This window comes from Streptomyces sp. NPDC020917, from assembly GCF_044333795.1.
Taxonomy (GTDB): Bacteria; Actinomycetota; Actinomycetes; order Streptomycetales; family Streptomycetaceae; genus Actinacidiphila.
This window is the reverse complement of sequence record NZ_JBIRRR010000020.1, coordinates 14,289-39,932: the sequence shown is the minus strand read 5'-3', so window position 1 is coordinate 39,932 and position 25,644 is coordinate 14,289. Positions and strand designations below refer to the sequence as shown.

The following is a 25,644-nucleotide window of genomic DNA, read 5'->3' as shown; positions in this document are numbered from 1 at the left end:
GGGCTGGGACCTTCCTCACAGTCTTCCCCGAACTGCCGCAACCGCACAGGCGCCATTCGATGTCTAGGGGGTGACAGAGCATTCGAGACGCTGAGATTCGGGACGAAGGCGGGGAAGGTGACGACCGTGCGCAGAAGACCTACCGCGGCCGTGGCAGCGGCGGCGGTGACCGCGGTGCTGTCCGCGGCCGTGCTCACGGCCTGCGGGCCGACCGACAACGCGGCGGACGGCAAGCCGGCCACACCGTCCGCGACCAGGGCACCGGCGACCACCGCGTCCGCCACGCCCAGCAGCGATCCGACGACCGCGGCGCCGACCACGCCGTCCGGTACGCCGGCCACCACGCCCGCCGCCCCGGCGACCACGGCCACCCCTACCGCGACCAGGCCGCCGGTCGAGCCGGTCGTGATGGCGGTGGGCTCCAGCAGCGCCCAGGTGCGCGAACTGCAGGCCAGGCTCGGCCAGCTGCACCTGTTCAGCCGCACCCCTACCGGCTACTACGGCACGGTCACCCAGCACGCGGTGAGCGACTTCCAGGAGCGGCACGGCCTCAGGTCCAGCGGCACGGTGACGAAGGCCACCTGGACCAAGCTGCGGGGTCTGACCCGGCAGCCGACCCACACCGAGATGTACCCGCCGGCCCCGCCGAAGCCGGCGACCAAGCTGGACCCGCGCTGCATGACCGGCCACGTGATGTGCATCAGCAAGACGACGCGGACGCTGTCCTGGGTCGTCGACGGCAAGGTGCAGGCCACCATGGACGTGCGGTTCGGCTCGCAGTACACCCCGACCCGCGAGGGGCTCTTCCACGTCACGTTCAAGAGCCGCAACCACGTCTCGACGATCTACCACACGCCGATGCCGTACGCGATGTTCTTCAGCGGCGGCGAAGCCGTCCACTACTCCGCGGACTTCGCGGCCCGCGGCTACGCCGGCGCCTCGCACGGCTGCGTGAACGTGCGGGACAGGGCGGCGATCGCGAAGCTCTTCGACGAGGTGAAGGTCGGCGACAAGGTCGTCGTCTACTGGTGACGGGATGAGCGCGCATCGCTGAACGTCCGCGGCGGACCCAACACCGCTCGCGGACGAGCGCGGCCGGGCAGGGGGAATGCGCCCGGCCGCGCTCTGTACGCGGACCCCGGTACGGGGAGAACCGGGGTCCACCGGACCGATGACCAGTCGGTCCACTACCTAAAGCGCATCGGCCGCCGGAAGTGTCACCCCGCTGTCGCGGGCGCCGCTGCGGCGGCCGGCGACTTCGCGGGCTTGTGCGGCGTTTTGGGCGACTTCACCAGGGTTTGCGAGCGGGCCGGTGTGGCCTGGCTCTTCGCGGGCCTGCGGCCGGAGCCGGACGGGGCGGCGGCGCGCCGCACGGTCGCGCCGGCCTGCGAGGCGTTCACCGGCTGGGTGCCGGAACGGCCGTGGTCCTGCGTGTCCACGGCGTCCTTGACCGCGTTCTGGTTCTGGCCGTTGCCCTGACCCTGACCCTGGTTCTGACCCTGGCCGTTGCCCTGACCCTGACCCTGGCCGTTGTTCTGGTTCTGGCCTTGGCCGTTCCCCTGGTTCTGGTTCTGGCCCTTGCCCTCGACCTGGCTCTGGTTCTGGCTCTGGTTCTCGTCGTCGCCCTGGTTCTGGCCGTTGCCCTCGTTACCGTTCCCGTTCTGGTTCTGGCCCTGGCCGTTGCCCTCGTTGCCGCCGCCCTTGCCCTCGTTGCCCTCGTTCTGGCCGCTGTTGCCGCCGTCCCGCCCGTTGCCGGTGCGGTCCTTGTCCTTGCGGTCCTCCGAGCCGGTGCGGTCGGACCCGGCGCAGTGGGCGCCGGACCCGTACCAGCGGTCGGTGTCCTGCCGGAACGCGCGCGGGCAGGAGTGGGCCGGCCCGGTCGGCACCGTGCCGTGCAGACCCGCGCCGCCGCGGCGCGGCGGGACCGTCGTCGCGGGGGCCGCGCCGCCGCCGTGGGTGTCCGCGCCGGGCGAGCCGGTCACCGCGGGGGCGCCCGAGCCGGCGCCGGGTACCGGCAGCCGTCCGGTGCCCGCGGCGACCGCGGCCGCCACCCCGCCGAGGGCGAGCACCGCGGCCATCGCCGCGGTGGCCACGCGGACCGAGCGCAGTCCGGGCAGCCGCAGCCGCACGCCGCGGCCGGTGGCGGAGTCCCGCCGCACGGGCAGGGTGCGGACGATCGCCGGCTCGGGGATGCCGGAGTAGACGTCGGAAGCCTGGGAGGACACGGAGGGCAGCGAAGCCGCCGGGGACGCCTCGGCGCGGGCGGCGCGGAAGGCGGCGAGCGCGGCCTCCTCGCGGGCCGGGTCCAGCGCGAACCCGAGCTCGGTCAGCGGCCCTTCGGCGCCGGCGCCGGAAGGCCGGCCGGCGGCGGCGGAGAGCAGGCGGGCCAGCCGGTCCGCGGTCTCCGCCGCGACGGCGTCCTGGGGGTGGACCCGCCTGCCGGACAGCAACTGCTCCGCGGCCTGTCCGGTGAGCCAGTCGATGCGGGCCGCGCGCAGTGCGCGGCGGGCGCCGGGCCGGTTCGTGGGGGCGGACCGGGGCCCGGGCAGCGGTGGGGCGCCGTCGTGGCGTGGGTTCTCGGTCATGTCAATTCCTCACAGCGCCCGGGACGCGGAAAACGTCACATCGGCCCGCCGGCCCGCGGCCGTCCGGGGGTCGGGGGTCCGCTCGGCGGGCTCGGGGCCGCGGCCGCGCCGCCCGCCGCCGGCCGCGCCGGTCCCTCCCCCGCCGCCGCGGTCCGCGCCCCGGACCGGGTGCGCGGCCGCCGCCCGCTCCCTGGCCCTGCGCTGCTCCTGCTGCTCGCGCCGTTCCCTGCGCTCGCGCTGCTCCTGCTCCTCCCGCTGGGCCTCCTCGGCCAGCAGTTCCGCCAGCCGCCGCAGCCCGCGGTGGGTGGCCATCCGCACCGAGCCGGCCCGCTTGCCGAGCACCTTGGCCGCGCTGGTGGAGTCCAGGCCCATCACCACCCGCAGCATCACCGCCTCGGCCTGCTCGCGCGGCAGCGCCGCGATCGCGGCCAGCGCCCGGTCGGTGGCGACCGCGTCGAGCGCCTCGCCGGCGGTGTCGGCCCGGTCGGGCAGCTGGACCAGTTCGTCGACACCGCCCCCGGCGATCGGCCGGCGGCTGCGGGCCCGGATGTGGTCCAGGGCCCGGTTGCGGGCGATGCGGGCGGCCCAGCCGCGGACGGACGTGCCGTCGCCGCGGAACGACGGCAGGTCGCGGGCGATCTGCAGCCAGGCCTCGGACGCCACGTCCTCGGCGTCCACCGGGCCGACCAGGCTGCGCACGTACTGCAGCAACTGCGGCTGCACGGCGCGGTACACGACGCGGAACGCGGCCTCGTCGCCGCGTTGCGCACCGCTCACCGCGGTATCGAGATCCACGTTGGGCCCCACCCCTTCGAGCACCGTCCCATCCTGCCTCATGCCGGCCGGTGACACTTTCGGACGGCCGTACGCCGTACTAGTGGCGGCCGGGGACGCTCCTGTGGGGGGAGGCGGACCCCGGCCGTCGTCACAGCTCAACGGCCGCCGACCTGCCGACGGTACGTTCCGGGCGCCGCGGGGGCACCGCTGGGAAACACGCCGAAGTCCCGTGGCCGGGCTTCCGCCAGGAACCGCAGCACACTCCCAGGCGTCCAGCTCAACGGGTCGCGCCCCCGTGCGTCAACCCGCCGACCGATCCCGGTCCCGTACGGGTGAACACTGCCGCCACAGCGGTCACCACAGCCCCATTCGCCGTGCGCGGCCGTACAGTTGGGTGACCCCGTCGTACGTCCCGCCGTGTTCCCAGGAGCGTCCGCTGTCCAGCGACACCCCGCCCGAGGGGCTGATCCTGCTCAACCTGGCACCCTCCACGGAGGCCGAGGCCGCCTTCAGCGACTGCTGCGGCTCCCACCGCTGGGCCCGCCGGATGACCGCGCACCGCCCCTACCCGACGGTGGAGGCGCTGCTGGCCGCCGCCGACGAGGCCGCCTACGACCTCACCTCCGGCGACCTGGCCGAGGCGCTGGCCGCCGAGGCCACCACCCCGCTGCCCGACCGCGGCAGCCTCACCGTGCACACCGCGCTGCGCGCCGCGCACGCCGCCTACGAGGCGAAGTTCGGGCATGCGTTCGTCCTGGCGCTGGACGAGGAGGACCCCGGCCACGCGCTCGACCAGACGCTGGCCTCGCTGCGGCAGCGCCTCGGGCACGACGAGGACGAGGAGGCGGTGGCGACCGCCGAGCAGCTCCGCCGGACGGCCCGATTCCGGTTGATTCGGCTCGCCGGTTCACCCGACCGTGCGGGATCGATCACACCTGGCCTACCCCGTGGTACCGAGCCGACATCGCGTCGCTACGATGGCCGGGGCCGGTGGACCGTACCCGGCCGGGCGTGACCGACTAGCAAAGCGAACGACAGCCGGCACCCCTCGTCCCGCTCCCGGAGGGTTTTTCCGTGCCGGCTGGAACGCTGTACCGCGGCCGGGAAGGCATGTGGTCCTGGGTGGCTCATCGAGTCACCGGTGTCCTCATCTTCTTCTTCCTGTTCGTCCACGTCCTCGACACCGCACTCGTGCGCGTCTCCCCCGAGGACTACGACAAGGTCGTCGCGACCTACAAGACCCCGATCGTCAGCCTGCTGGAATACGGCCTCGTCGCCGCGATCCTGTTCCACGCGCTGAACGGTCTGCGGATCATCGCCGTCGACTACTGGACCAAGGGTCCCCGCTACCAGAAGCAGATGTTCTGGACGGTCATGGGCCTGTGGATCGTGCTGATGCTCGGCGCGATCTACCCGGTCCTCGGCCACGCCGCACGAGTCCTGTTCGGGAGCTGAACGACATGGCCACTGAAGTCACCCCGGCCGACGAGGTGGAGCTGACCGGCTCCAGCGTCTCGTACAGCCCCGAGAACCCTGCCCCGGTCATCGAGCCGCCGCGCGCCCGCACCGCGCGCACCCCGCGCGCCACCCGCACGAACTTCGAGCTGTACGGCTGGCTGTTCATGCGGCTGTCCGGCGTCGTGCTGGTCGTCCTGGTCATCGGCCACCTGCTGATCCAGCTCGTGCTGGACGGCGGCGTCACCAAGGTCGGCTTCGCGTTCGTCGCGGGCCGCTGGGCCTCGCCGTTCTGGCAGGGCTGGGACCTGGTCATGCTGTGGCTGGCGATGCTGCACGGCGGCAACGGCCTGCGCACCGTGATCAACGACTACGCCGAGCAGGCGAACACCCGCTTCTGGCTGAAGACGCTGCTGTTCACCGCTGTGGCGTTCACCATCGTGCTCGGATCGCTGGTGATCTTCACCTTCGACCCGAACATCCGCTAGGCCAGGGCCGGACAGGGAAGCGATCCCCATGCAGATCCACAAGTACGACACCGTCATCGTCGGCGCGGGCGGTGCCGGCATGCGCGCCGCCATCGAGGCCACCAAGCGCAGCCGCACCGCCGTCCTGACCAAGCTCTACCCGACCCGGTCCCACACCGGCGCCGCGCAGGGCGGCATGGCCGCCGCCCTCGCGAACGTCGAGGAGGACAACTGGGAGTGGCACACCTTCGACACGATCAAGGGCGGCGACTACCTGGTCGACCAGGACGCCGCCGAGATCCTGGCGAAGGAGGCCATCGACGCGGTCCTCGACCTGGAGAAGATGGGCCTGCCGTTCAACCGGACGCCCGAGGGCCGGATCGACCAGCGCCGCTTCGGCGGCCACACCCGCAACCACGGCGAGGCCGCGGTGCGCCGCGCCTGCTACGCCGCGGACCGCACCGGCCACATGATCCTCCAGACGCTGTACCAGAACTGCGTCAAGGAGGGCGTGGAGTTCTTCAACGAGTTCTACGTCCTGGACCAGCTGATCACCGAGGTCGACGGCGTCAAGCGGTCGTCCGGCGTGGTGGCCTACGAGCTGGCCACCGGCGAGATCCACATCTTCCAGGCCAAGGCCGTGATCTACGCGTCCGGCGGCACCGGCAAGTTCTTCAAGGTGACCTCCAACGCGCACACCCTGACCGGTGACGGCCAGGCCGCGGTGTACCGGCGCGGGCTGCCGCTGGAGGACATGGAGTTCTTCCAGTTCCACCCGACGGGCATCTGGCGGATGGGCATCCTGCTGACGGAGGGCGCCCGCGGTGAGGGCGGCATCCTCCGCAACAAGGACGGCGAGCGCTTCATGGAGAAGTACGCGCCGGTCATGAAGGACCTCGCTTCCCGCGACGTGGTGTCCCGGGCCATCTACACCGAGATCCGCGAGGGCCGCGGCTGCGGCCCCGAGGGCGACCACGTGTACCTGGACCTCACCCACCTGCCGCCGGAGCAGCTGGACGCCAAGCTGCCCGACATCACCGAGTTCGCGCGGACGTACCTGGGCATCGAGCCGTACACCGACCCGATCCCGATCCAGCCGACCGCGCACTACGCGATGGGCGGGATCCCGACCAACGTGCAGGGCGAGGTGCTCTCCGACAACACCACGGTGGTGCCGGGCCTGTACGCGGCCGGCGAGGTGGCCTGCGTGTCGGTGCACGGCGCCAACCGCCTGGGCACCAACTCGCTGCTCGACATCAACGTCTTCGGGCGCCGGTCCGGCATCGCCGCCGCCGAGTACGCGCACGCCAACGACTTCGTCGCGCTGCCGGAGGACCCGGCCGCGCTCGTGGTCGAGACGATCGAGCGGCTGCGCGACTCCACCGGCAACGAGCGGGTGGCCGACATCCGCCGGGAGCTGCAGGAGACGATGGACGCCAACGTGATGGTGTTCCGTACCGAGCAGACCATCAAGACCGCGGTCGAGAAGATCGGCGAGCTGCGCGCCCGCTACCGGAACGTCTCCATCCAGGACAAGGGCAAGCGGTTCAACACGGACCTGCTGGAGGCCGTGGAGCTGGGCAACCTGCTGGAGCTGGCCGAGGTCATGGCGGTGTCCGCCCTGGCGCGCAAGGAGTCGCGCGGCGGCCACTACCGCGAGGACTTCCCCAACCGCGACGACGTCAACTTCATGCGGCACACGATGGCCTACCGCGAGGTGGACGCGAACGGCACCGAGTCGATCCGCCTCGACTACAAGCCGGTCGTGCAGACCCGCTACCAGCCGATGGAGCGTAAGTACTGATGAGCACCCCGACGCTCGACAAGCACGACGGCAACTCGGCGGCGCTGGACGCGGCCGAGGCCGGAACGTCGCACCTGATCACCATCGTCCTGCGGATCCGCCGGTTCAACCCGGAGGTCGCGGCCGAGGCCGAGTGGGTGGACTACCAGATCCCGATCGACCCCAAGGAGCGCGTCCTGGACGCCCTCCACAAGGTCAAGTGGGAGATCGACGGCACGCTGACGTTCCGCCGCTCGTGCGCGCACGGCGTGTGCGGCTCCGACGCGATGCGGATCAACGGCCGCAACCGGCTGGCCTGCAAGACGCTGATCAAGGACCTCAACCCGGACAAGCCGATCACGGTCGAGCCCATCAAGGGCCTGACCGTGCTGAAGGACCTCGTGGTCGACATGGACCCGTTCTTCCAGGCGTACCGGGACGTGATGCCGTTCCTGATCACCAAGGGCAACGAGCCGACCCGCGAGCGGCTGCAGTCCGCAGCCGACCGCGAGCGGTTCGACGACACCACCAAGTGCATCCTGTGCGCCGCGTGCACGTCGTCCTGCCCGGTCTTCTGGAACGACGGCCAGTACTTCGGCCCGGCCGCGATCGTCAACGCGCACCGCTTCATCTTCGACTCGCGCGACGAGGGCGGCGAGCAGCGCCTGGAGATCCTCAACGACAAGGACGGCGTGTGGCGTTGCCGCACCACCTTCAACTGCACGGACGCCTGCCCGCGCGGTATCGAGGTCACCAAGGCCATCCAGGAGGTCAAGCGCGCGCTGGTCACCCGCCGCTACTGAGCACGCGGCGGCACTGACGCGCCAGGGCCCGCACCGGTCGGACGACGACCGGGGCGGGCCCTTCCGTTGTGCGCGGGGGCCGCGGGAAGGCGTCAGGCGGCGTCCTGCTCGGCGAAGATCTCCCGCGCCTCGGCGACGCCGTTGAGGGCGGCGGGGAAGCCCGCGTAGCCGGCCATCTGCGTCATCAGCTCCACGACCTCCTCGCGGGTGCCGCCGACCCTGAGGAAGGCCCGCAGATGGACGCGGAGTTGGGGTCCGGCGGTGCCGAGCGCGGTGCACATCGCGACCGAGGCCAGCTCGCGGTCGGCCAGGTCCAGCCCGGTACGGGTGTAGACGTCGCCGAAGACGTACTCGACGAGGTAGCGGCCGAGGTCGGGGGCGATGTCGTCCAGCGCGTGGACGACGTGCTCGCCCGCCGGACCGTCCACGGCCCGCAGCGCCGCCAGGCCGCGCTGGTAGCGGTCTCCCCCGGCTGGGGCGCCGTCCGTTGAGCCGTCCGCTGAGTCGTCCGCTGCGGGGGCCGTCGCCGCGTCCTCCGGGGCCCCCTCGCCGGCCGGGCGCCGGGCGAACACCTCGCGGGCCGCGGCCAGGGCGTTGAGGGCGGCAGGGAAGCCCGCGTAGACGGTGGCGTGGATGAAGGTCTCGACGATCTCCCGGCGGGTGCAGCCGACGTTGAGCGCGCCGCCGATGTGGAAGCGCAGCTGCGGCGCCGCGTTGCCGAGCGCGGCGAGCGCCGCGACGGTGGCGAGCTGCCGCTGCCGCGGGGTGAGCCCGGGCCGCGACCAGACGTCGCCGTACCCGAACTCGACGGTGAACCGCGCCAGATCGGGGGCGATCTCCGCGACCGGGTCCAGGACGGCCGGGTGCGCGGTCCCGGTGACCTGCGCGAGGGCGGCCAGGCCGCGGGCGTAGCGGTCGTCGGCTCCGCCGTGCGGGTGGGCGTGCGGCGGTACGTGCTGCTCTTCCTGCGTCATGCCCACGACGCTACGAGTTGGAGCACGCTCCAAGGCAAGCGCCGCCGCCGTGTCCGGCGCCGGGGTCAGGCGCTCGCGCGGCTGCCGCCCCAGTTGCGCAGGTCCGCGGCGTTCACCGCGGGCAGCACCCGGACGCCCGCGTCGCGGCAGGCGTTCAGCAGCGGGCGCACGCCGGCGGCCCGGATCTCCACCCAGGTGCCGTCCGCCATCCTCAGGTCGGTGCCGGCCAGCGACCACAGCGGATGGCGCGGGGTGAACTCGCAGGCCACCGCGATGTCCTTCCACGCGGCGACGGGCTGCCGGGTGCCCTCGGCGGTGTGCAGGGCGAGCCCGCCGTCCTCGGCGACGAGCAGCCCCTTGCGCCCGTCGACCGCGGCGGGCAGCGCCAGGCCGGTGCCGGGGCGCGGCACCCCGGCGGCGGCGCGGCGCAGCGCGGATCGGCGCAGCAGGTACCGCACGCCGACCGGCATCACGACCAGCACGAAGGGCACCACCCAGAACGCCAGCCCCACCATGAGCCGCACGGCTCTCTCATGGCTGTCGGCGTTGCCGCCTCCCCGGTAGACCAGGGTGATGCCGACGCAGATGACGAGCGCGAGAACCAGCATCACCCCCGGGTTGAACCGGGTGTAGCTGTTCTCGTAGGCCCGCACGCCGAACCGCGGTTTCGGCCCGTCGAGTTCGGCGAGCTTCTCGGTGAACTGCTCCCGCCGCGCCACCACCGCGGATTCGCTCATGATCGGGCCTCGCTCACTTTCCGTCGTTCTCCGCCTGGCCGGGCTGGTCCGTCCCGCCGGTCCCGCCCGCGTCGGTGAACACCGAACGTCCGGCGATGACCGCGACCAGCGCGCCCAGACCGTACACCTGGGTCGAGTCGAGGCAGTTGCCGACCACCAGCAGGCCGCGCCCGCCGCCCGGCGGGCAGGCCAGCGCGACGGCCAGCCCGATCTGGGCGACCACCTCGGACTCGTCCTGCGGCGGGGCGACTCCCGAACCGGGCACGGACATCGTGCCGTCCCGCCCGAGCACCGGCCGGTCCAGCAGCCCGAAGCCGAGCCCCATCTCGGTGGTGTAGGTCTCCATGTAGGCAGTGGCCGCGTCGGGACGGCTGCCGAGCAGCCGCACCACCACCTCGGCGAGGTCGATGTCGGGGTCGATGGTCGGCAGGTCCACCACGCCGGCCATGATCTGCCACGTGGCGCCGTGCTCGGTGCCCGTCTCCTCCGGCGGCACCGCGACCAGCCCGTCCAGGATGACGCCCTGGTCGAGCAGGGTGCGCCGCCAGAGCATCATCGCCTGCACGAAGTCGGCGCGCAGCTCCGCGTCGTGCTGCGGGTAGCTGCGGCGCACCAGGTCCTCGATGCGGGCGCGGGCGGCCTCGTCGTCCTGGCCGTCCTCCAGCAGGTCGAACCAGTCGGTGGGCACGAACAGCTCGATCTCGCCCAGGGCGTCCGCCGGTGCGGCGGTGGGAGTACTCATGACGGCGTCGCAATCGGGGAGTTGTTGGTGAGCGGTCCGAGGCCCTTGCCCTTGAACCAGTCGCCGACCATCTGCACGGTGCCCTTGGCCCCCATGGAGATCATGACGTTGCCGCCCCACGTGCAGTGGAAGCGGGCGGCGCGCAGCCCGAACTCGGCGGTCGACATCTCGTAGGAGGCGTCCTTCGCGAGTTCGAAGTAGCTGGGTGGCGCCTTCATCTTGGCCAGCGGGCTCATCGACTTGAGCGCCATCTGGCTGAACGTGCCGCCCTCGCCCGCGAGTTTGGCCAGCTTCATGGAGGCGGTGAAGGCACCGGCGCCGAACGCGAGGGTGACCGCGTCCATGATGACCGTCGGGTTGGTGAGCGCCTTGAGGAAGCTGCCGCTCTCGCCGACCGCGCTGAGGTAGTGGCTGACCAGCGCCACGCCGCCGAGGAGGAGCGCGGGCAGGGCGAGGAACTGCAGGCCGGGGATCAGCGAGAGCAGGCCGAGCACGGTGCTGGCCAGGCCCGCGATGTCGCCGATCACCTTCAACAGCGGTGCGATCTTGGCGAGTTCCTTGACCGCCCAGTCGGCGAAGGAGTCGGCGAGTTTGCCGACGTCGTCGATCAGGCCGCCGATGGCCTCGCCGATCCGGTCGAAGAAGCCGGGCTTGCCGGGCGCCTCGTCCATGGCGTGCTTGAGCTTGTCGGCGACGTCCTTGCCGTCGTGCTGGTACTGGTCGTGCAGCGTGTGCGCGCGGCGGCGGACGTCGTCCAGCGCGGCCTGCGCGTGGGTGACCGCGGTGTTGGCGTCGGTGCGGTCCTTGGCGTCCTGGGTGGCCTTCTTCTTCCCCGCGTCGTCGTCGGGTTCGGGGTCACCGGGCCTGGGAGCGGGCGGCAGCCCGTTGAGGTGGGACTGCTTGGAGCTGAGGGTGGAGGCCGCGGTGGCCGCCTCGTGCTCCAGGGACACGGCGGCCTTCTGCTGGGTGCCCATGGTGGTGACCCAGCCCTCCAGCGCGGTCGCCGCCTCGCCGAAGGAGCGCTGGGCGGTCTCCAGCTTGGGCCGGAAGTCGTGGGAGAGCAGATCGCGGAAGGCACGGGCCGCCTCGCCGCGCCACTCGCCGTCGGCGGCTCCGCGCAGCACGTGGTCGACCTCTTCGAGGGCCTTCGCGGCGCCCCGCACCACGCGGGCGACGTCGCCGGCCTGGTCCTCGTCGCCGGGGCACGGCACGAACCCGAGGTTGGGGAAGTCCGCAGCCGTGGGGGAGCTCACTTGGCGTCCCCCTTGCTCTTGGCGGCGTCCGTCAGCGCCTTGGCCAGGTCGGTGTCGGCCTTCTCGAAGGTGCTCTTGATCTTCTCCAGTGCCGTCACCGCGCCGTGCGAGAACTCGCCGAGCTTGCCGATGCCGTAGTGCCACTCGTGGCCGAAGTCGTCCATCCGGCGCGCGAGTTCGTCAGCCCCCATGGCGGCACCGTCGACCGAGGCCATCTTCTTGGCCGGCGTCTCCAGCAGGTCGCGCATGTGCGAGAGGTGACCGTGCACACGATCCAGCATCGGACCGTCCACGTAGAGGTCCCCCATGTCGTTCCACCCCGTTTGTCTTCTGTTGATCGGTGCGATTGTCGTACGGGCGTCGAGCCTAGTAACGCGAGCAGGAGGAGCGGGAGCCCCGGGACAAGATTGCGACAAAGCCCCGATCCGCCCTCACCGCTCGGCCTGGATCAGCACGCGGCGCAGCAGATCCGACAGCGTGCGCCGCTCCTCGGCGTCGAGGACGCCGAGCAGGCGGTACTCCTCGTGCCCGACCACGTCCATCGCGCCGAGCCACACCGCGCGCCCCTCCTCGGTGAGTTCGACGTCGACGCGGCGGCGGTCGCCCGGGGCCGGCCGGCGGCGGACGTAGCCGCGGCGCTCCAGGGCGTCGAGGCGGCCGGTGATGGAGGCGGGGGCCATCTGCAGGTCGGCGGCGAGTTCGGAGGGCGCCGCGTGGCCGCCGCGGCCGGCCAGCGTGTGCAGCGTGTCGTACTCGTGCTTGTGCAGGTCGAAGTCGGCCAGCGCGCGCTCGCGGACGCGGCGCAGGTGGTCGGTGAGGACCTTGACCCGGGTGGTCGCCCCCTCGATGTCCGGGTCGAGCCCCGGCAGCACCGGCAGCCAGCGCTCGACATGGCCGTCGGTCCAGTCGCGCTCGGGCCCGGGGGTGCTCATGGCGGCCGATTCTAGCCGGGCCCGTCCTGATACATCGACACCGAAATATTCGTTGACGAAAAGTTCGGCGCCGAAATACTCTCGGGGCGTGCCGCATCCCCTGCGCCAACGCGCCTTCCGCCTGCTGTTCACGGGCCGCACGCTGTCCGCGCTCGGCGACGCCGTCGTCCCCGCCGCGCTCGCCATCGCCATCACCCGCGCCGACGGCTCCGCCTTCGCGCTGGCCCTCGTGCTCGGCTGCGCGATGGTGCCGCGGCTGCTGCTGCTCCCGCTCGGCGGTGTGGCCGCCGACCGCTTCGACGCCCGGACGGTCGCGCTCTGCACCGACCTGGTGCGCTGCGCCGCCCAGCTCCTCGTCGGGTTCGAACTCATCGGCGGGGCACCGCATCTGACCCACATCGCGGTCGCCGAGGCGGTCGGCGGCGTCGCCTCCGCGTTCGCGATGCCCACCACCGGGCCGCTGGTCAGCGGCACCGCGCCCGGCGACGGACTGCTGCGGGCCAACGCCCTGATGGCGTCGGCGGCCAACGCCACCCGGCTCGCCGGCCCTGCCGTGGCCGGCGCGCTCATCTTCACCGCGGGCCCCGGCTGGGCGTTCGTGCTGGACGCCGTCTCCTTCGCGGCGAGCGCGGCGCTGCTCGCGGTGATCCGGGTGCCGCGCACGACGATCCCCCGGCGGTCGGTGCGGGCCGACCTGGTCGAGGGCTGGAGCGAGGTGCGCGCCCGCGACTGGTACTGGACGAGCCTGGTCGCCCACTGCGTCTGGAACGGCACCGCGGCCGTGCTGGCCACCCTCGGCCCGCTCGCGGTGCACGGCCGCAAGGGCGGTGACGGCCTGTGGGTCGCCGTCCTGGAGGCCGGGTCGGTGGGCCTGCTGATCGGCTCGCTGCTGGCCTCCCGCGCCCGACTCAAGCGCCCGATCCTCACCGGCAACCTGGGACTGGCCAGCTACGCGGCCCCGCTGGCCCTGCTGGCCGCCGGCGCCCCCGGCTGGCTGCTCGTCGCCGGCTACTGCCTGGCGCTGGGCGCGCTGGGCTTCCTCACCCCGGTGTGGGAGACGTACGTCTACGCCTCGGTGCCGGCCGGCGTCCTGGCCCGCGTCACCTCCTACGACTGGCTGCTGTCGCTGGCCGCGATGCCCGTGGGGTACGCGGTCGCGCCGCTCGCCGCCCGCGCGTTCGGCACGTCCGCGCCGCTCTACGCCTGCGCGGTGCTGGTCGCCGCCGCCTGCCTGGGCACCGCCGCGGTCCCGGGGGTCCGCAACGCGCGGCCCGTCGACGCCGCGCCCAAGGACGCGGTGCCGCGGCCCGCCGAGGCCGTCTGAACGCCCGTCAGACGGGGACCTCGGCACAGGCGGTGGGCAGCCGCACGGTGACGGTCAGCCCGCCGCCGGGCGTGGGGGTCAGCGCGACCGCGCCCCCGTGGGCCTTCACCACGGCCTGCACGATGGACATGCCGAGCCCGGCCCCGCCGGTGTCGCGGGAACGCTGCGGGTCGGCGCGGAAGAAGCGGTCGAACGCCCGGGCCGCGTCCTGCGCGCTGAGCCCCGGCCCGGTGTCGCTGATCCGCAGCGCCGTCCGGCCGTCCCCCGCGTCGGCGATCTCCACGGTGACCATCGACTCCGCGGGCGTGTGCACCCGTACGTTGCCCAGCAGGTTGCCCACCACCTGCCGCAACCCCGCCTCGTCGCCCAGCACATGGCCGTACGCGGCAGCCGGTGCGGCCCCGGCGGCGTCGCCGCCCCCGCCGCTCCCGTCGGGCAGCAGCAGCCGCAGCGGACGCTCGGGCTGCTGCGCGCCCAGGTCGGCGGCCGCCTCCCGCACCAGGCAGCGCAGGTCGACCGGTTCCAGGGTGAGCCCCGGACGGTCGTCGAGCCGGGCCAGCGCGAGGAGTTCGTCGACCAGCCGGCTCATCCGCAGCGCCTCCGCCGAGACCCGGCTCAGCGCGCGCTCCTGCTCGTCCGCGTCGAGCATGCCCTTCTCGTACAGCTGCAGATAGCCGCGCACGGACGCCAGCGGCGTACGCAGTTCGTGCGAGGCGTCGGCGATGAACTGCCGCAGCTGGGCGGTGGCCCGCTCGCTCTCGGTGAGGGCGGTCTCGATCTGCTGCAGCATCGCGTTGAGCGCGGCGCTCAACTGCTCGACCTCGCTGGACCCGTGGCGCGAGGTGCGGATCCGGCGCGACAGGTCGCCCTCGGAGATCGCGGACGCGGTCTCCACCATGTGCTCCAGCGGGCTGAGCCGGCGCCGCGCGGCGGTCAGCGAACCGGTGGCCAGCAGCGCCAGCAGCACCACCCCGGCCGCGGCCTCCCAGAACAGCAGCTTGACCATGGCGTGCTTGACGCCGCTCATCCGCATGCCCTTGACCACGATCGTGCCGTCGGACAGCCGCAGCGCGACGACGCGGTACTCCTGCGAGCCGCTCTCCACGGTCGCGGCGTGACCGGAGGCGGCCAGCTTCGCCGGGTCCGGCAGCGCCGCGGCCAGCCGCCGCTGCTCCGGACTCACCGCCATGGTGCCGTCCTGGCACACGGTCGCGGGCGTGCCGTGCTTGTCCAGCACCACGAACAGGTCCTGCTGGAACGCCTGCGCGATGGAGGACGCGCCGGCGCCCGCCGCCGGGCCCTGCGCGGAACTTCCCTGCAGCAGGTCGGCGAGCGTGCACAACTGCCGCAGCCCGTCCGCCCCCAGCTCGGTGTGGGCCAGCGCGGACTGCGAGGACTTCAGCGAGTCGTCGATCTGCCCGATGAGCACCATGTAGGTGGCGGCGATGCTGGCCGCCGCGGCCAGCACCAGACCCGCGGCCAGGAAGGCCACGTTGGCGATGGTGAACCGGCCGCGCAGCGAGTGCGGGCGGGGCCACAGCCCGCAGACCGTCACGCGCCACCGCCGTCCTGCGCCAGCAGCCCGTACCCGACGCCCCGCCGGGTCTCGATCAGCGGCGGCCCCAGCCGGTCCAGCTTCCGCCGCAGATAGGAGATGTACGTCTCCACCACGGTCGACGACACGGCCGTGTCGAACTGCCACACGTGCTGCAGCAGTTGCTCCTTGGTGAGGATCCGCCCGGCGTTGCGCAGCAGGTGCCGCAGCAGGTTGTACTCGGTGGGCGTCAACTCCACGGGCTGGCCGCCCCGCCGGACGGTGTACGTGCCCTCGTCCATCTCCAGGTCGCCGTGGCGCAGCACGCGGGTCGACGGGCCGGCCGGCCGGCGCCGGGTGCGGCGCAGCACCGCGTGCACCCGGGCCACCACCTCGTCCACGCCGAACGGCTTAGTGATGTAGTCGTCGCCGCCGAGCGCGAGCCCGGCCACCACGTCCCGCGGCGCGTCCCTGGCGGTGACGAAGATGACCGCCAGATCGCTCCCGTCGTCCTGGGCGGCGCGCTCCTCGCGCAGCGCGCGGCACACCTCCCAGCCGCTGCCGTCCGGCAGCATCACGTCGAGAAGCACCAGGTCGGGCCGGTGCCGGCGAGCCGAGGTGAGCGCGTCCTTGCACGTCGCGGCGCTGTGCACGGTGAACCCGTTGTACTTCAGGGTGATCCGCAGGATGTCCGCGATACCGGGTTCGTCTTCGACGATGAGAACGGTGGCGGTGGCCGTGGAGGCGTCCATGCCCTCAGTATCCGCGCGCGGCCGCGCCCCGGTGCGGGCGGCAACCTTGGAGTTCCTTGAGAGAAGGCGATTCGGCTTGGAGTTCGGCCGAGGGCCCACGGAGGCTGGTGGGGCCGGGGTACTGGGGGACGGTCTCCGGCGGCCGCCCGCACGGCGCCCGCAGTCCGTGCGGGGTAACCGCTGACCGTGCATCCAAGTTGCACACGTCGCAGAGACGATGGGGGATGTGACCGTGGCCGTAGTGGCGCGCTGGTGCTTCCGGCACAAATGGACGGTGATCCTGCTGTGGGTGGCGGCCCTGGTCGGGGTCGGCGCCGTCGGCAACACCGTGGGGGACGCGTACTCCAACGCGTTCTCACTCAAGGGCACCGAATCCGCGAAGGTGCTCGACCTGATGGACAAGGTGGTCCCCGAACGGTCCGGCGAGGCCGACACGGTGGTGTGGCACGTCGACTCCGGGTCGGTGCGCGACGCCTCGGTCCGGGACCGGATCGATCCCATGCTGGCGAAGGTCGCCCGGCAGAAGGACGTCGGCACCGTCATCAGTCCGTACGTGACCGCCGGTGCCGCGCAGATCAGCAAGGACGGCCGCACCGCCTACGCGACCGTCACGTACACCAAGCTCGGCAACGACATGAGCGACGACCAGGCGAAGTTGCTCATCGACACCGCGCACAGCGCGAAGGCCGCCGGGCTGCACGTCGAGGTCGGCGGCAACAAGCCGGCCCAGGCCGAGCAGCCGATGCCGGGCCTGGCCGAGGGCGTGGGCATCGCCGCCGCGGCCGTGGTGCTGTTCCTGGCGCTGGGCTCGCTGTTCGGCATGCTGATGCCGATCGTCACCGCGCTGTTCGGCGTCGGCATCTCGTCGTCGGCGATCCTGCTGCTCAGCCACGGCATGAACGTGGCTGACTTCTCGCCCGAGTTGGCGTCCCTGGTCGGCATCGGCGTCGGTATCGACTACGCGCTGTTCATCGTGACCCGGCATCGCAAGGGCATCCTGCGCGGCAAGACACCGGAAGAGGCGGCGGTCACCGCGATCAACACCTCGGGCCGCGCGGTGCTGTTCGCCGGCAGCACGGTGTGCATCGCGCTGCTCGGCATGTTCACGCTGCGGCTGACGTTCCTCAACGGCGTCGCCGTCGCGGCGGCGTTGACCGTGGTGATCACGGTCGCCGCGGCCGTCACCCTGCTGCCCGCGCTGCTCGGCGCACTCGGCCTGCGCATCCTCAGCCGCCGGCAGCGCCGCCGGCTGGCCGCGCAGGGACCGCAGACCCAGCCCACCGCGGGTGCCGCGGCCCGCTGGTCGTCGTTCCTGGAGCGCCACCCGCGCTCGCTCGCCGCGGTCGCCGTCGTCGTCATGGCCGCCCTCGCGGTGCCCGCGCTGTCGCTGCGCCTGGGCTCCTCCGACCAGGGCAACAACCCGACGACGACCACCACCCGCAAGGCGTACGACATGCTGGCCGACGGGTTCGGCCCCGGCTTCAACGGCCCGCTGACGATCCTGGCCGAGGCGCCGGGCGCCGGCGGCCAGGCCGCCGTGGACCACCTGGTGACCAGCCTGAAGTCCACGCCGGGGATCGCCTTCGCGGCCCAGGTGCCGATCAAGAACGCCGGGGACATCGCGTTCATCAACGCGGTGCCCACCACCTCCCCGCAGGACAAGGCGACGTCCGACCTGATCGACCACCTGCGCAACGACGTGGTGCCGCAGGCCGAGAAGGGCACCGCCATGCGGGCCTACGTCGGCGGCCAGACGGCGATCTTCGAGGACTTCGCCAGCGTGCTGTACGGCAAACTCCCGCTGTTCATCGGGGTGATCATCGCGCTCGGCTTCGTGCTGCTGCTGTTCGCCTTCCGCAGCGTGGTCGTGCCGCTCACCGCCGCGCTGATGAACCTGGTCGCGGCCGCCGCCTCGTTCGGCGTGCTGGTCGCCGTCTTCCAGTGGGGCTGGGGCGGTGCGATCGCCGGCCGCGCCGGGCCGATCGACGCCTTCCTGCCGGTGATCATGCTGTCCCTGCTGTTCGGCCTGTCGATGGACTACCAGGTGTTCCTGGTGAGCCGGATGCACGAGGAGTGGGTGCACACCCGCGACAACGCGCGGGCGGTCCGGGTCGGCCTGGCCGAGACCAGCCGGGTCATCAACTCCGCGGCCGTCATCATGATCTGCGTCTTCTTCGCCTTCGTGCTCAGCGGCGAGCGGGTGCTGGCGATGTTCGGCATCGGGCTGGCCGGCGCGGTGGCGCTGGACGCCTTCATCCTGCGGACGGTGCTGGTGCCGTCGCTGATGCACCTGTTCGGGTCCGCCAACTGGTGGCTGCCGGGCTGGCTGGACCGGCGCCTGCCGCACCTGGCGGTGGAGCCGGCCGAGGAGGCGGTCGGCGCCGCGGCTGCCGCGGGCGCCACGGCGGGTGTCGCGTACGCCGGATTCGGGGGCACGGGCGGTGCGTCAACGGGCTTGGCCGGCAAGGATCTCGGCGCGGATCTCGGCGAGGCCCTCGGCACGGGCCCGGGCTTCGGCTCCGGTGCGGCGGGTCCCGCGGTGCGCGGGCGCGTCACCGGATCGTCCACGCTGCCGATACCGCGTGCGGAGTTGACGCTGATCGCCTCCGACGGCCGCCAGGTGGGCCGGGCGCGGGCGGACGAGGACGGCGCGTTCCTGCTCCCGACGCCGGGCGCGGGCAGCTACGTCCTGGTCGCCAGCGCCGAGGGCCACCACCCGCAGACCGCGAGCGTGATGACCGACGACCGCCCGGTGGACTGTGATGTCCGCCTCAGCGGGACGGGCGTGCTGACCGGCACGGTCCGGCGGGCCGACGGCTCCGCGGTGGAGGACGCCCGGGTCGTCCTCAAGGACGCCGACGGCCACGAGGTCGCCACGGTCCGCACCGGCACCGACGGCGGATACGCGTTCAGCAACCTCTACCCCGGCAGCTACACGCTGCTGACCATGGGTTATCCGCCGTTCCCCGCCACCGTGCGGATCGGTGAGCGCGACCAGGACGGTGACGGCGACGTGGACCTGGAGCTGAGCCACTCCACCGACTGAGTCCGCAACTCCCCCTGGCCGGGGCCCGGTTCCGTCCCCCGCGGAGCCGGGCCCCTTCGCGTGCCCGCCCGCACCTCTTGCTTGAACATGTTCAAAAACGGGTCTACAGTCGAGCCGTTCGCTGGCTTTGAACACGTTCAGAGAACGGTGCCGCGAACAGACAAGAGGGGTGGAACCGATGGACAGGACTGTCCTCGCGTACGTCGTCTATCTCCTGATCAGCGTCTGCCTGACCGTCTGGGTGGCCCGCACCCTGAGCACCAACGGCCGGGTCTTCCTCTCCGACGTCCTGCACGGCGACGAGCGGCTCGCCGACGCCGTGAACCACCTGCTGGTCGTCGGCTTCTACCTGGTGAACCTGGGCTTCATCGCGCTGTACCTGAAGTCGGGTCACCGCATCCACGACGCCCGGGGGATCTTCGAGACGCTGTCGGTCAAGCTCGGCGTGGTGCTGCTGGCGCTGGGCGTCATGCACCTGGGGAACGTCTACGTGCTCAACAAGATCCGGCGGCGGGGGCTGATGGAGCGCGAGCAGTTCCCGCCGGTGGACCCGGACGGGCACACCCAGACGCCGTGGAGCGGTTCGCCGAAGCCGGCGGGGGCGTGAGATGGCGGCCGCCCCGCAGCAGGCGCGGCGCGCGGAGGGGGCGCGCCGACCTGAGAGGGTGTCCGCATCACAGCAGGGGGCCGCACCGCGGGAAGGGACCGCGCTGCGGGAGGGGACCGCACCGCGGGAGGTGCGCCGGCCGGTGCGCGGGCTGACCGTGCTCTACGACGACCGGTGCCGGCTCTGCACCTTCGTTGCGGGCTGGCTGCGCCGCCAGCGCCAGCTCGTCCCGCTCGCCCTGGTGCCGGTCGGCTCGGAGCAGGCCCGCACCTGGTTCCCCGGGCTCGACCACGACGGGGCCGCCCGCCGCGAGGTGACCGTCGTGGGGGACGGCGGCCAGGTCTACCTCGGGGACAGCGCGTGGGTGGTGTGCCTGTGGGCGCTCGCCGACCACCGGGCGTTCGCGCACACGCTGACCACGCCGGGCGGCCGCCGGCTGGCGCGGGCCGCGGTCCTGACCGCGTCGCGCTACCGGCAGCGCGCCGGCAAGGAGCCGGAGCGGCCCCGGGCCCGTGCGGTGCGGCAGCCGCCGCGCCTGCCCGGGGCGCCGGGGGCGGGGGCCGGGCCGGCGTGGGAGTACGACGGCAGCGGCGGCTGGACGCTCCGCGACACCGCCGCCGGCATCGCTGACGCCGCCGACGATCCCGCCGACGCGTGCACGGACGGCTGTTCGCCGCCCGGCTAGGCTCACCCGCGTGGAGGACAAGAAGCACGTCGTCGCTGCCGCGGCCGAGGAACTGCCGGGCGGCCGGGCCCTGCCGAAGACGGGCAAGAGCGAGCAGACCCGGGCGCTGATCCTGGACACCGCGATGCGGCTGTTCCGGGAGCGCGGCTACGACAAGACCACGATGCGGGCGATCGCCACCGAGGCGGGCGTCTCCGTCGGCAACGCCTACTACTACTTCGAGTCGAAGGAATTCCTGATCCAGGGGTTCTACGACCAGATGACGCACGACCACGCCCGCGACGCGAGGTCCCGCATGGAGGGGGTGCGGGACTTCGCGGAGCGGCTGGAGATCGCGCTGACGTCCTGGCTGGACTGCGCGGCCGACTACCACGAGTTCGCCGCGCAGTTCTTCCGTACGGCCGCCGACCCGGACAGCTCGCTGAGCCCGTTCTCCAACGAGTCCCACCCGGCGCGGGCCACCGCCGTCGCGCTCTTCCGCGACGTGCTGACGGAGTCCGACCTCGCCCCCAAGCTCGACACGGAACTCGCCGAGCTGCTGCCCGACCTGCTCTGGCTCCACCTGATGGTCGTCGTCCTCTACTGGGTCTTCGACCGCACCCCGGACACCGCCCGCACGCGGGAGTTCGTCCGCCGCTCGACACCGCTGGCCGCCCGCGTCATCGCCCTCACCCGCTACCGCGCGTTCCGCCCCCTGGTCCGCGACGCCAAGGGCCTGATCCAGGACTTCATCCTCCCCACCATCGGCCGCACCCCCCTCCCCGACCGCCCCACCACCCCGCCCCCGACACCCCGCCGCCGCACCCCCCGCAAGGCCTGACCGCCCTGCTCCCGGCCGGCGCCACGTCCGGCCGGGGAGTCAGGACCACTCATGCCCGCCACCGGACGGCCCGCCGGACGACCGCCCCTCCCCCGCCGTCCCCCCACCCTCCCGCCGGCCCCACCCCCGTGCGCCCCGTGGCGCCCACTGGTCAAGGTGTGGCTCGCCGGACTGCTCTCGGCCACCGGCATCGGCGTGCTGCGGGACGTGGCCCACAACCTGGTCCTCAGCGGCGGCGGACTCGCGGGCTTCGTCCTGCTGATCGCGCTCTGGGCGTGCGCGGTCTGCCAGTCGCTGGGCTTCTACCTGATGCACCGCCAGGTCAGGCGGGCCCGCCCGGAGCCGGGGACGGCGGCGCCGGCCACCGCCGGGGTCCTGGTGCTGGGCGGCGCGGCCATGATCGCGCTGAACACCGTGCTGGTCTCCGGCGAGGGGTTCCTCCCGGCCTTCGGCCCGGTGTCGCTGATCGTGCTCTGCTCGCCCTACCCGATCGTCTTCACGCTGCTCACCGCGCGCCGCCCGGTCGCCCTGGCCGCCGCCCTCGCGACCGCCGCGGCCGTCGGCACCACGGTTCTCCCGCTGCGCAGCTCGCAGGAGCACCTCGTCGCCGGCGCGTGGCGCACGGCCCACCCGTCCACTCCCCGGAGCCTGGTCGCCGCCGTCGACTGGCCCGGTGGCGAGCAGAGCGCGCTGACGGCACGGGCGTTCGGGACGCAGGTCACCGTCTTCTTCCAGGACAGCACCGTCGACGGCTCCCCGGACGGTGTGGTCACCGTGTCCCCTGCCGGCACCGACCCCTGCAGGAACGTGCCGGTCGTCGTCACGTACGACACCGTGCCGGATCAGGACAGGCTGCCGGACGGGGACACCATGATCGTGGCGCGGACGGGCTGTACGCCCGCGGGGCGGGGTGCCTGGTGGCTCGCCGGGACGGGTTTCCGCGGGTACGCGGTCGTGGTCGAGGGGGTCCTGGTCCGGGTCACCGTGGACGACCTGCGGCCGGACGACGACCTCGCTGCGGTGGCGCGCAGCGTGCACCCGCTGGACGACCACCAGTTGTGGCGGTACACGGGCGGATGGCCCGGGTGGGTGTGGGTGCTGACGTGAAACGGTCAGGCGGCGAGGGGGTAGGGGCGGAAGGTGTGCGGGCCGGTGGACAGGTGGGGGGACAGGATCGGCGAGGCGATCGCGCCGGAGAGCAGGCCCGCCAGGAAGTCCGTGCAGCCCATGGCGTAGACCTCGCACTCGCCCAGGTCCGCGTCCAGCACGGCGACCGGCCACTGGTCGGCCGGACGGCCCGGACTGACCAGCCAGTTGACCGTGTCGGCGTCGACGGTGTCCGCCCAGGCCACCAGCATCCGGTCGTCGCCGCCGAGTGCGACCGGCCGGTTCCCGGTGATCGCCCACAGGCCGTGCAGTTCGTTCATGCGGTCGTCGTCGTACTCGGCGATCTCGCTGCCGGTCCTGGCCGGTGGCGGCACCAGCAGCCCGAGGTGGTCGTCGAAGCTGCCGCCTCCGTAGGTGGCGACCAGGTCCTTGAACTCCTGGGGCAGCCGCCGCCCCATGCGTTCCTCGGTCCACTCCCAGGGCCGGTCGTAAGCCACCGCGGGCGGGGGCGCCACGAGGTGCGTCAAGCGCTCCAGAGAGGACAACGCGCTGAACCTTTCCATGCGGGTCAGGGCCGCCCGGGAGCCTGCCGGGCGGGATCGGCGGGCGCGCCGGGCGTCAGCGGGACGACACCTCGGGGGTGCGCTCGGGGTCGGTGGCCGCGGCGGCTTCGGCCGACTCGCGGCGGAGCGTGCGGAGGCTGCGGACGCCGAACGTGCCGATGACCACGCCCAGGGCGAAGGAGACGATCGCCAGGGTGAGGTGGATCCAGAAGTAGGTGGTGGGCGAGGAGTGGTCGCCGTGGTGGAAGGCGAGGCCGCTGGTGTCCTTCCACAGGTTCTTGACGAAGGTCGTCCAGACGATGACCGACCAGACGCCGAAGGCGACGAGGAACCAGGAGGCACGGCGGCTGAGCTTCATGTCCTCCAGTATGTCCGCGCGGGCCGTTCGGTTCCGCCAGGGGTACGTGGGATGTCTCACCCCGGCGGTGCCGGACCCGGTGGTACGGCCCTGCTGCCGGGCCCTGTACGTTCGGCGGGTGCTCATGACGACGACCGCCGCCGCCCGCCGACGTGCCCTGGCCGTGACCATGACCGCCGCACTGCTCGGCGGCACCGTACTCGCGGGGACCGCGACCGCCGCGCCGAAACCGACACCCACGCCGAGACCGCCGGCGCAGATGTCGAACGTGGGCGGCGACCGGCTGGCGTCGCCCGGCACCCAGGTGAACGCCGCCCCCGGCGTCCCCGCGCTGCCGCCCAAGCTCACCTCCCGCTCGTGGGTCGTCGCGGACGCCGAGACCGGCCAGATCCTGGCCGCGCACAACGCGCACTGGCAGCTCGCCCCGGCCAGCACCCTGAAGATGCTGTTCGCCGACACCGTGCTGCCGAAGTTCCCGAAGAGCACCGTGTACAAGGTGGCCCCGAAGGACCTGGAGGGCATGGGCGCGGGCAGCAGCCTCGTCGGGATAAAGGAGAACCTCAGCTACACGGTGAAGGACCTGTGGCTCGGCGTCTTCCTGCGCTCGGGCAACGACGCCGTGCACGTGCTGTCCGCGATGAACGGGGGCGTCGCCGCCACCGTCAGCGAGATGAACGCCGAGGCCCACGAACTGCAGGCGAACGACACGCACGTCGTCACGCCGGACGGCTACGACGAGCGCGGCCAGGTCAGCAGCGCCTACGACCTGACCCTCTTCGCCCGCCAGGGACTGCAGAACCCCGACTTCCGCGAGTACTGCTCGACGGCGACGGCCCAGTTCCCCGGCGACTACAAAAAGGACAAGTCCGGCAAGGCGACGAAGACCCGCGAGACGTTCGCCATCCAGAACACCAACCGCCTGCTCAGCGGCGACTACGACATCAGCCGCTACTCCGGGATAGCCGGCGTGAAGAACGGCGACACCACCAACGCGGGCGCCACCTTCACCGGGGTCGCCCAGCGCGGCGGCCGCACGCTGCTGGTGACGGTGATGAACCCGGCGCACACCGAGCACAACCTGGTCTACCGCGAGGCCGCCGAGCTGCTGGACTGGGGCTTCAAGGCCGGTCCGACCGTGCAGCCGGTCGGCACCCTGGTGCCGCCGCTGAGCAAGCTGCCGCACCAGTCCGCGACGCCCTCGCCGGGCCGGTCGACCTCGCCGCCGCTGAAGGCCGCCGCCTCGACCAGCGCCTCGGGCTCCGGCGGGATGTGGACGGCGGCCGGGATCGCGGTCGGCACGGCGGCCCTGCTGGCCGTGGTGATCATCGTCGTCCGCCGTCGCCGCCCGCTGCCGGCGGAGGTTCGGGGGGCGACGAGCGCGGCGAGCGAGACGAACGCCCTCGACGGGACGGACGGGTCGAGCCCGGCGGCTCCCAGCGGTGGGCGCCGCCGGAGGGCCCGCCCGCGCCGGGGCCGCTGACCCCCTGGCCGCCGGCACCCTCGTCCGACCCGCCGTCACCGCTGCCTTCCCCGCCGCCGCCGTCGTCCTGCGACGGCGGCGGCGGTGGCGACGGCGGCGCGTGCACCGGCGTCGCGGTCCACGCCGCGCAGTACAGCAGCAGCTTGGCCATGAAGTTGAACCACAGCAGCAGCGCCACGGGCGTGCCGAACGCCCCGTACAGGCTCTTGCCGGCGATCCGCTGGAGGTATCCGCTGATCAGCACCTTCAGCAGCTCGAAGCCGACCGCCCCGATCAGCGCGGCCGCCACCACCGAGCGGCGCGGCGGGTCCACGCCCGGCAGCAGCGTCAGCAGGTAGAGCAGGATCAGGAAGTCGGCGACCACCGCCAGCAGGATCCCGACGATGGTCAGCAGCAGCCGGACCGGGCCGTGGTGGCTGATCCCGGTCTTGTTCGCGGTCCAGTTGACCGCGGCCGTGGCGAAGCCGGAGGCGCCGAGCGAGACCAGCACGGCCACGCCCAGGCCGAGCAGGATGCCGCCGTCCACCAGCTTGCCGAGGAACGGGTTCCGGTCGTCGTTGTCCTTGCCCCACACCGCGCGCAGGCAGTCGCGCAGCGACCCGACCCAGCCGATGCCGGTGAACGCCAGCAGGGCGCCGGCGATGATGCTGACGGTGCCGGCGTTGGCGACCAGGCCCTTGATGTCCAGCTGGCTGGAGATGCCGGGGATCTGCTCGGAGATCTTCGTCTCCAGCGTGTTCAGCTGGTCCGGGGACAGCAGGGCCGCGCCGATCGCGGCGGACAGCGCGAGGAGCGGGAACAGCGACAGGAAGCTGGTGAACGTCATCGCCGCGGCCAGCCGCGTCCAGTGCACGTCCTGC

The 25,644-nt window shown here is 72.8% G+C and carries 25 protein-coding genes and 1 pseudogene; 13 read left to right on the top strand and 13 right to left on the bottom strand.

The annotated features are described in order from the left end of the window. The first annotated feature begins 126 nt into the window (after positions 1–126). The gene (locus ACH4TG_RS32120; protein ID WP_398246132.1) at positions 127–1,032 is read left to right on the top strand and encodes a L,D-transpeptidase family protein; all 906 of its coding nucleotides are present in this window, start codon (positions 127–129) and stop codon (positions 1,030–1,032) included. A 185-nt stretch (positions 1,033–1,217) separates the two neighbouring features. Here ACH4TG_RS32120 and ACH4TG_RS32115 read toward each other — a convergent pair whose 3' ends face one another. Further along, positions 1,218–2,585 (bottom strand): hypothetical protein, encoded by a 1,368-nt coding sequence (locus tag ACH4TG_RS32115; RefSeq protein ID WP_398246131.1) that lies wholly within the window; start codon positions 2,583–2,585, stop codon positions 1,218–1,220. Between the two features lie 9 nt (positions 2,586–2,594). Continuing rightward, a complete protein-coding gene (locus tag ACH4TG_RS32110) occupies positions 2,595–3,380 on the bottom strand; it encodes an RNA polymerase sigma factor (RefSeq protein WP_398246130.1) in 786 nt (261 codons plus the stop codon). Between the two features lie 376 nt (positions 3,381–3,756). On the opposite strand from ACH4TG_RS32110, the gene ACH4TG_RS32105 reads away from it, so the two are divergent. The 5 genes from ACH4TG_RS32105 to ACH4TG_RS32085 are packed head-to-tail and all read left to right on the top strand — an operon-like array spanning position 3,757 to position 7,870. Then, entirely contained in the window at positions 3,757–4,377 is a 621-nt protein-coding gene (locus tag ACH4TG_RS32105; protein WP_398246129.1) for a 2-oxo-4-hydroxy-4-carboxy-5-ureidoimidazoline decarboxylase, read from the top strand. A 59-nt stretch (positions 4,378–4,436) separates the two neighbouring features. Continuing rightward, on the top strand, positions 4,437–4,817 hold the full coding sequence (sdhC, locus tag ACH4TG_RS32100) for a succinate dehydrogenase, cytochrome b556 subunit (RefSeq protein ID WP_398246128.1): 381 nt from the start codon (positions 4,437–4,439) through the stop codon (positions 4,815–4,817). Between the two features lie 5 nt (positions 4,818–4,822). Further along, positions 4,823–5,305, top strand: a complete 483-nt coding sequence (locus ACH4TG_RS32095) for a succinate dehydrogenase hydrophobic membrane anchor subunit (protein WP_398246127.1) — start codon at positions 4,823–4,825, stop codon at positions 5,303–5,305. 28 nt (positions 5,306–5,333) lie between these two features. Next, positions 5,334–7,088: a succinate dehydrogenase flavoprotein subunit gene (gene sdhA / locus ACH4TG_RS32090; RefSeq protein WP_398246126.1), complete on the top strand. Its 1,755-nt coding sequence runs from the start codon at positions 5,334–5,336 to the stop codon at positions 7,086–7,088. Continuing rightward, positions 7,088–7,870 (top strand): succinate dehydrogenase iron-sulfur subunit, encoded by a 783-nt coding sequence (locus ACH4TG_RS32085; RefSeq protein ID WP_398246125.1) that lies wholly within the window; start codon positions 7,088–7,090, stop codon positions 7,868–7,870. The genes sdhA and ACH4TG_RS32085 overlap by 1 nt, the downstream gene beginning before the upstream one ends. A 92-nt stretch (positions 7,871–7,962) precedes the next feature. On the opposite strand, the gene ACH4TG_RS32080 is transcribed toward ACH4TG_RS32085, so the two are convergent. From ACH4TG_RS32080 to ACH4TG_RS32055, 6 genes are all read right to left on the bottom strand, one after another. Then, entirely contained in the window at positions 7,963–8,844 is an 882-nt protein-coding gene (locus tag ACH4TG_RS32080; protein ID WP_398246124.1) for a carboxymuconolactone decarboxylase family protein, read from the bottom strand. Between the two features lie 65 nt (positions 8,845–8,909). Continuing rightward, positions 8,910–9,581: a hypothetical protein gene (locus tag ACH4TG_RS32075; protein ID WP_398246123.1), complete on the bottom strand. Its 672-nt coding sequence runs from the start codon at positions 9,579–9,581 to the stop codon at positions 8,910–8,912. Between the two features lie 13 nt (positions 9,582–9,594). After that, positions 9,595–10,323 (bottom strand): hypothetical protein, encoded by a 729-nt coding sequence (locus ACH4TG_RS32070; RefSeq protein WP_398246122.1) that lies wholly within the window; start codon positions 10,321–10,323, stop codon positions 9,595–9,597. After that, positions 10,320–11,576, bottom strand: coding sequence for a hypothetical protein (locus ACH4TG_RS32065; RefSeq protein ID WP_398246121.1), 1,257 nt, complete (start codon positions 11,574–11,576; stop codon positions 10,320–10,322). Before ACH4TG_RS32065 ends, ACH4TG_RS32070 begins: the two co-directional genes overlap by 4 nt. Then, entirely contained in the window at positions 11,573–11,884 is a 312-nt protein-coding gene (locus ACH4TG_RS32060; RefSeq protein ID WP_398246120.1) for a hypothetical protein, read from the bottom strand. The genes ACH4TG_RS32065 and ACH4TG_RS32060 overlap by 4 nt, the downstream gene beginning before the upstream one ends. A 123-nt stretch (positions 11,885–12,007) precedes the next feature. Then, positions 12,008–12,508, bottom strand: coding sequence for a MarR family winged helix-turn-helix transcriptional regulator (locus tag ACH4TG_RS32055; RefSeq protein ID WP_398246119.1), 501 nt, complete (start codon positions 12,506–12,508; stop codon positions 12,008–12,010). A gap of 88 nt (positions 12,509–12,596) precedes the next feature. Between ACH4TG_RS32055 and ACH4TG_RS32050 the strand changes: the two genes are divergently transcribed. Further along, the gene (locus ACH4TG_RS32050; RefSeq protein WP_398246118.1) at positions 12,597–13,832 is read left to right on the top strand and encodes an MFS transporter; all 1,236 of its coding nucleotides are present in this window, start codon (positions 12,597–12,599) and stop codon (positions 13,830–13,832) included. 7 nt (positions 13,833–13,839) lie between these two features. On the opposite strand, the gene ACH4TG_RS32045 is transcribed toward ACH4TG_RS32050, so the two are convergent. Then, positions 13,840–15,387, bottom strand: a complete 1,548-nt coding sequence (locus tag ACH4TG_RS32045; RefSeq protein ID WP_398246117.1) for a sensor histidine kinase — start codon at positions 15,385–15,387, stop codon at positions 13,840–13,842. Beyond that, entirely contained in the window at positions 15,384–16,118 is a 735-nt protein-coding gene (locus tag ACH4TG_RS32040) for a response regulator transcription factor (protein WP_398246116.1), read from the bottom strand. The genes ACH4TG_RS32045 and ACH4TG_RS32040 overlap by 4 nt, the downstream gene beginning before the upstream one ends. Positions 16,119–16,344: 226 nt before the next feature. On the opposite strand from ACH4TG_RS32040, the gene ACH4TG_RS32035 reads away from it, so the two are divergent. The 5 genes from ACH4TG_RS32035 (at position 16,345) to ACH4TG_RS32015 (ending at position 22,383) form a co-directional block, all read left to right on the top strand. Further along, the gene (locus ACH4TG_RS32035) at positions 16,345–19,164 is read left to right on the top strand and encodes an MMPL family transporter (RefSeq protein ID WP_398246114.1); all 2,820 of its coding nucleotides are present in this window, start codon (positions 16,345–16,347) and stop codon (positions 19,162–19,164) included. A 178-nt stretch (positions 19,165–19,342) separates the two neighbouring features. Beyond that, positions 19,343–19,771 carry a hypothetical protein gene (locus tag ACH4TG_RS32030; RefSeq protein ID WP_398246113.1) on the top strand — a complete coding sequence of 143 codons (429 nt, stop codon included), beginning with the start codon at positions 19,343–19,345 and terminating at the stop codon, positions 19,769–19,771. Positions 19,772–19,913: 142 nt separating this feature from the next. Then, positions 19,914–20,456 (top strand): thiol-disulfide oxidoreductase DCC family protein, encoded by a 543-nt coding sequence (locus ACH4TG_RS32025; protein ID WP_398246112.1) that lies wholly within the window; start codon positions 19,914–19,916, stop codon positions 20,454–20,456. A 10-nt stretch (positions 20,457–20,466) separates the two neighbouring features. After that, positions 20,467–21,276 (top strand): TetR family transcriptional regulator, encoded by an 810-nt coding sequence (locus ACH4TG_RS32020; RefSeq protein WP_398246111.1) that lies wholly within the window; start codon positions 20,467–20,469, stop codon positions 21,274–21,276. Between the two features lie 156 nt (positions 21,277–21,432). After that, complete coding sequence (locus ACH4TG_RS32015; RefSeq protein ID WP_398246110.1) at positions 21,433–22,383, top strand: hypothetical protein; 951 nt, start codon at positions 21,433–21,435, stop codon at positions 22,381–22,383. Positions 22,384–22,388: 5 nt separating this feature from the next. On the opposite strand, the gene ACH4TG_RS32010 is transcribed toward ACH4TG_RS32015, so the two are convergent. Both ACH4TG_RS32010 and ACH4TG_RS32005 read right to left on the bottom strand, forming a co-directional pair. Then, entirely contained in the window at positions 22,389–22,928 is a 540-nt protein-coding gene (locus ACH4TG_RS32010; RefSeq protein WP_398246109.1) for an SMI1/KNR4 family protein, read from the bottom strand. Positions 22,929–23,001: 73 nt separating this feature from the next. Beyond that, positions 23,002–23,304: an SCO4848 family membrane protein gene (locus tag ACH4TG_RS32005; protein WP_398246108.1), complete on the bottom strand. Its 303-nt coding sequence runs from the start codon at positions 23,302–23,304 to the stop codon at positions 23,002–23,004. A gap of 124 nt (positions 23,305–23,428) precedes the next feature. Between ACH4TG_RS32005 and ACH4TG_RS32000 the strand changes: the two genes are divergently transcribed. Beyond that, positions 23,429–24,784 (top strand): D-alanyl-D-alanine carboxypeptidase family protein, encoded by a 1,356-nt coding sequence (locus ACH4TG_RS32000; RefSeq protein WP_398246107.1) that lies wholly within the window; start codon positions 23,429–23,431, stop codon positions 24,782–24,784. Between the two features lie 169 nt (positions 24,785–24,953). Here ACH4TG_RS32000 and ACH4TG_RS31995 read toward each other — a convergent pair. Then, positions 24,954–25,610, bottom strand: a pseudogene (locus ACH4TG_RS31995) (YihY/virulence factor BrkB family protein); the annotation flags it as partial. Between the last annotated feature and the right edge of the window lie 34 nt (positions 25,611–25,644).

Coding starts and splice junctions, on each gene's coding strand:
- ACH4TG_RS32085 (WP_398246125.1), top strand. CDS start 7,088: ATGAGCACCCCGACGCTCGACAAGCACGACGGCAACTCGGCGGCGCTG.
- ACH4TG_RS32080 (WP_398246124.1), bottom strand. CDS start 8,844: ATGACGCAGGAAGAGCAGCACGTACCGCCGCACGCCCACCCGCACGGC.
- ACH4TG_RS32060 (WP_398246120.1), bottom strand. CDS start 11,884: ATGGGGGACCTCTACGTGGACGGTCCGATGCTGGATCGTGTGCACGGT.
- ACH4TG_RS32030 (WP_398246113.1), top strand. CDS start 19,343: ATGGACAGGACTGTCCTCGCGTACGTCGTCTATCTCCTGATCAGCGTC.
- ACH4TG_RS32040 (WP_398246116.1), bottom strand. CDS start 16,118: ATGGACGCCTCCACGGCCACCGCCACCGTTCTCATCGTCGAAGACGAA.
- sdhA (WP_398246126.1), top strand. CDS start 5,334: ATGCAGATCCACAAGTACGACACCGTCATCGTCGGCGCGGGCGGTGCC.
- ACH4TG_RS32115 (WP_398246131.1), bottom strand. CDS start 2,585: ATGACCGAGAACCCACGCCACGACGGCGCCCCACCGCTGCCCGGGCCC.
- ACH4TG_RS32005 (WP_398246108.1), bottom strand. CDS start 23,304: ATGAAGCTCAGCCGCCGTGCCTCCTGGTTCCTCGTCGCCTTCGGCGTC.
- ACH4TG_RS32075 (WP_398246123.1), bottom strand. CDS start 9,581: ATGAGCGAATCCGCGGTGGTGGCGCGGCGGGAGCAGTTCACCGAGAAG.
- ACH4TG_RS32055 (WP_398246119.1), bottom strand. CDS start 12,508: ATGAGCACCCCCGGGCCCGAGCGCGACTGGACCGACGGCCATGTCGAG.
- ACH4TG_RS32095 (WP_398246127.1), top strand. CDS start 4,823: ATGGCCACTGAAGTCACCCCGGCCGACGAGGTGGAGCTGACCGGCTCC.
- ACH4TG_RS32000 (WP_398246107.1), top strand. CDS start 23,429: ATGACGACGACCGCCGCCGCCCGCCGACGTGCCCTGGCCGTGACCATG.
- ACH4TG_RS32070 (WP_398246122.1), bottom strand. CDS start 10,323: ATGAGTACTCCCACCGCCGCACCGGCGGACGCCCTGGGCGAGATCGAG.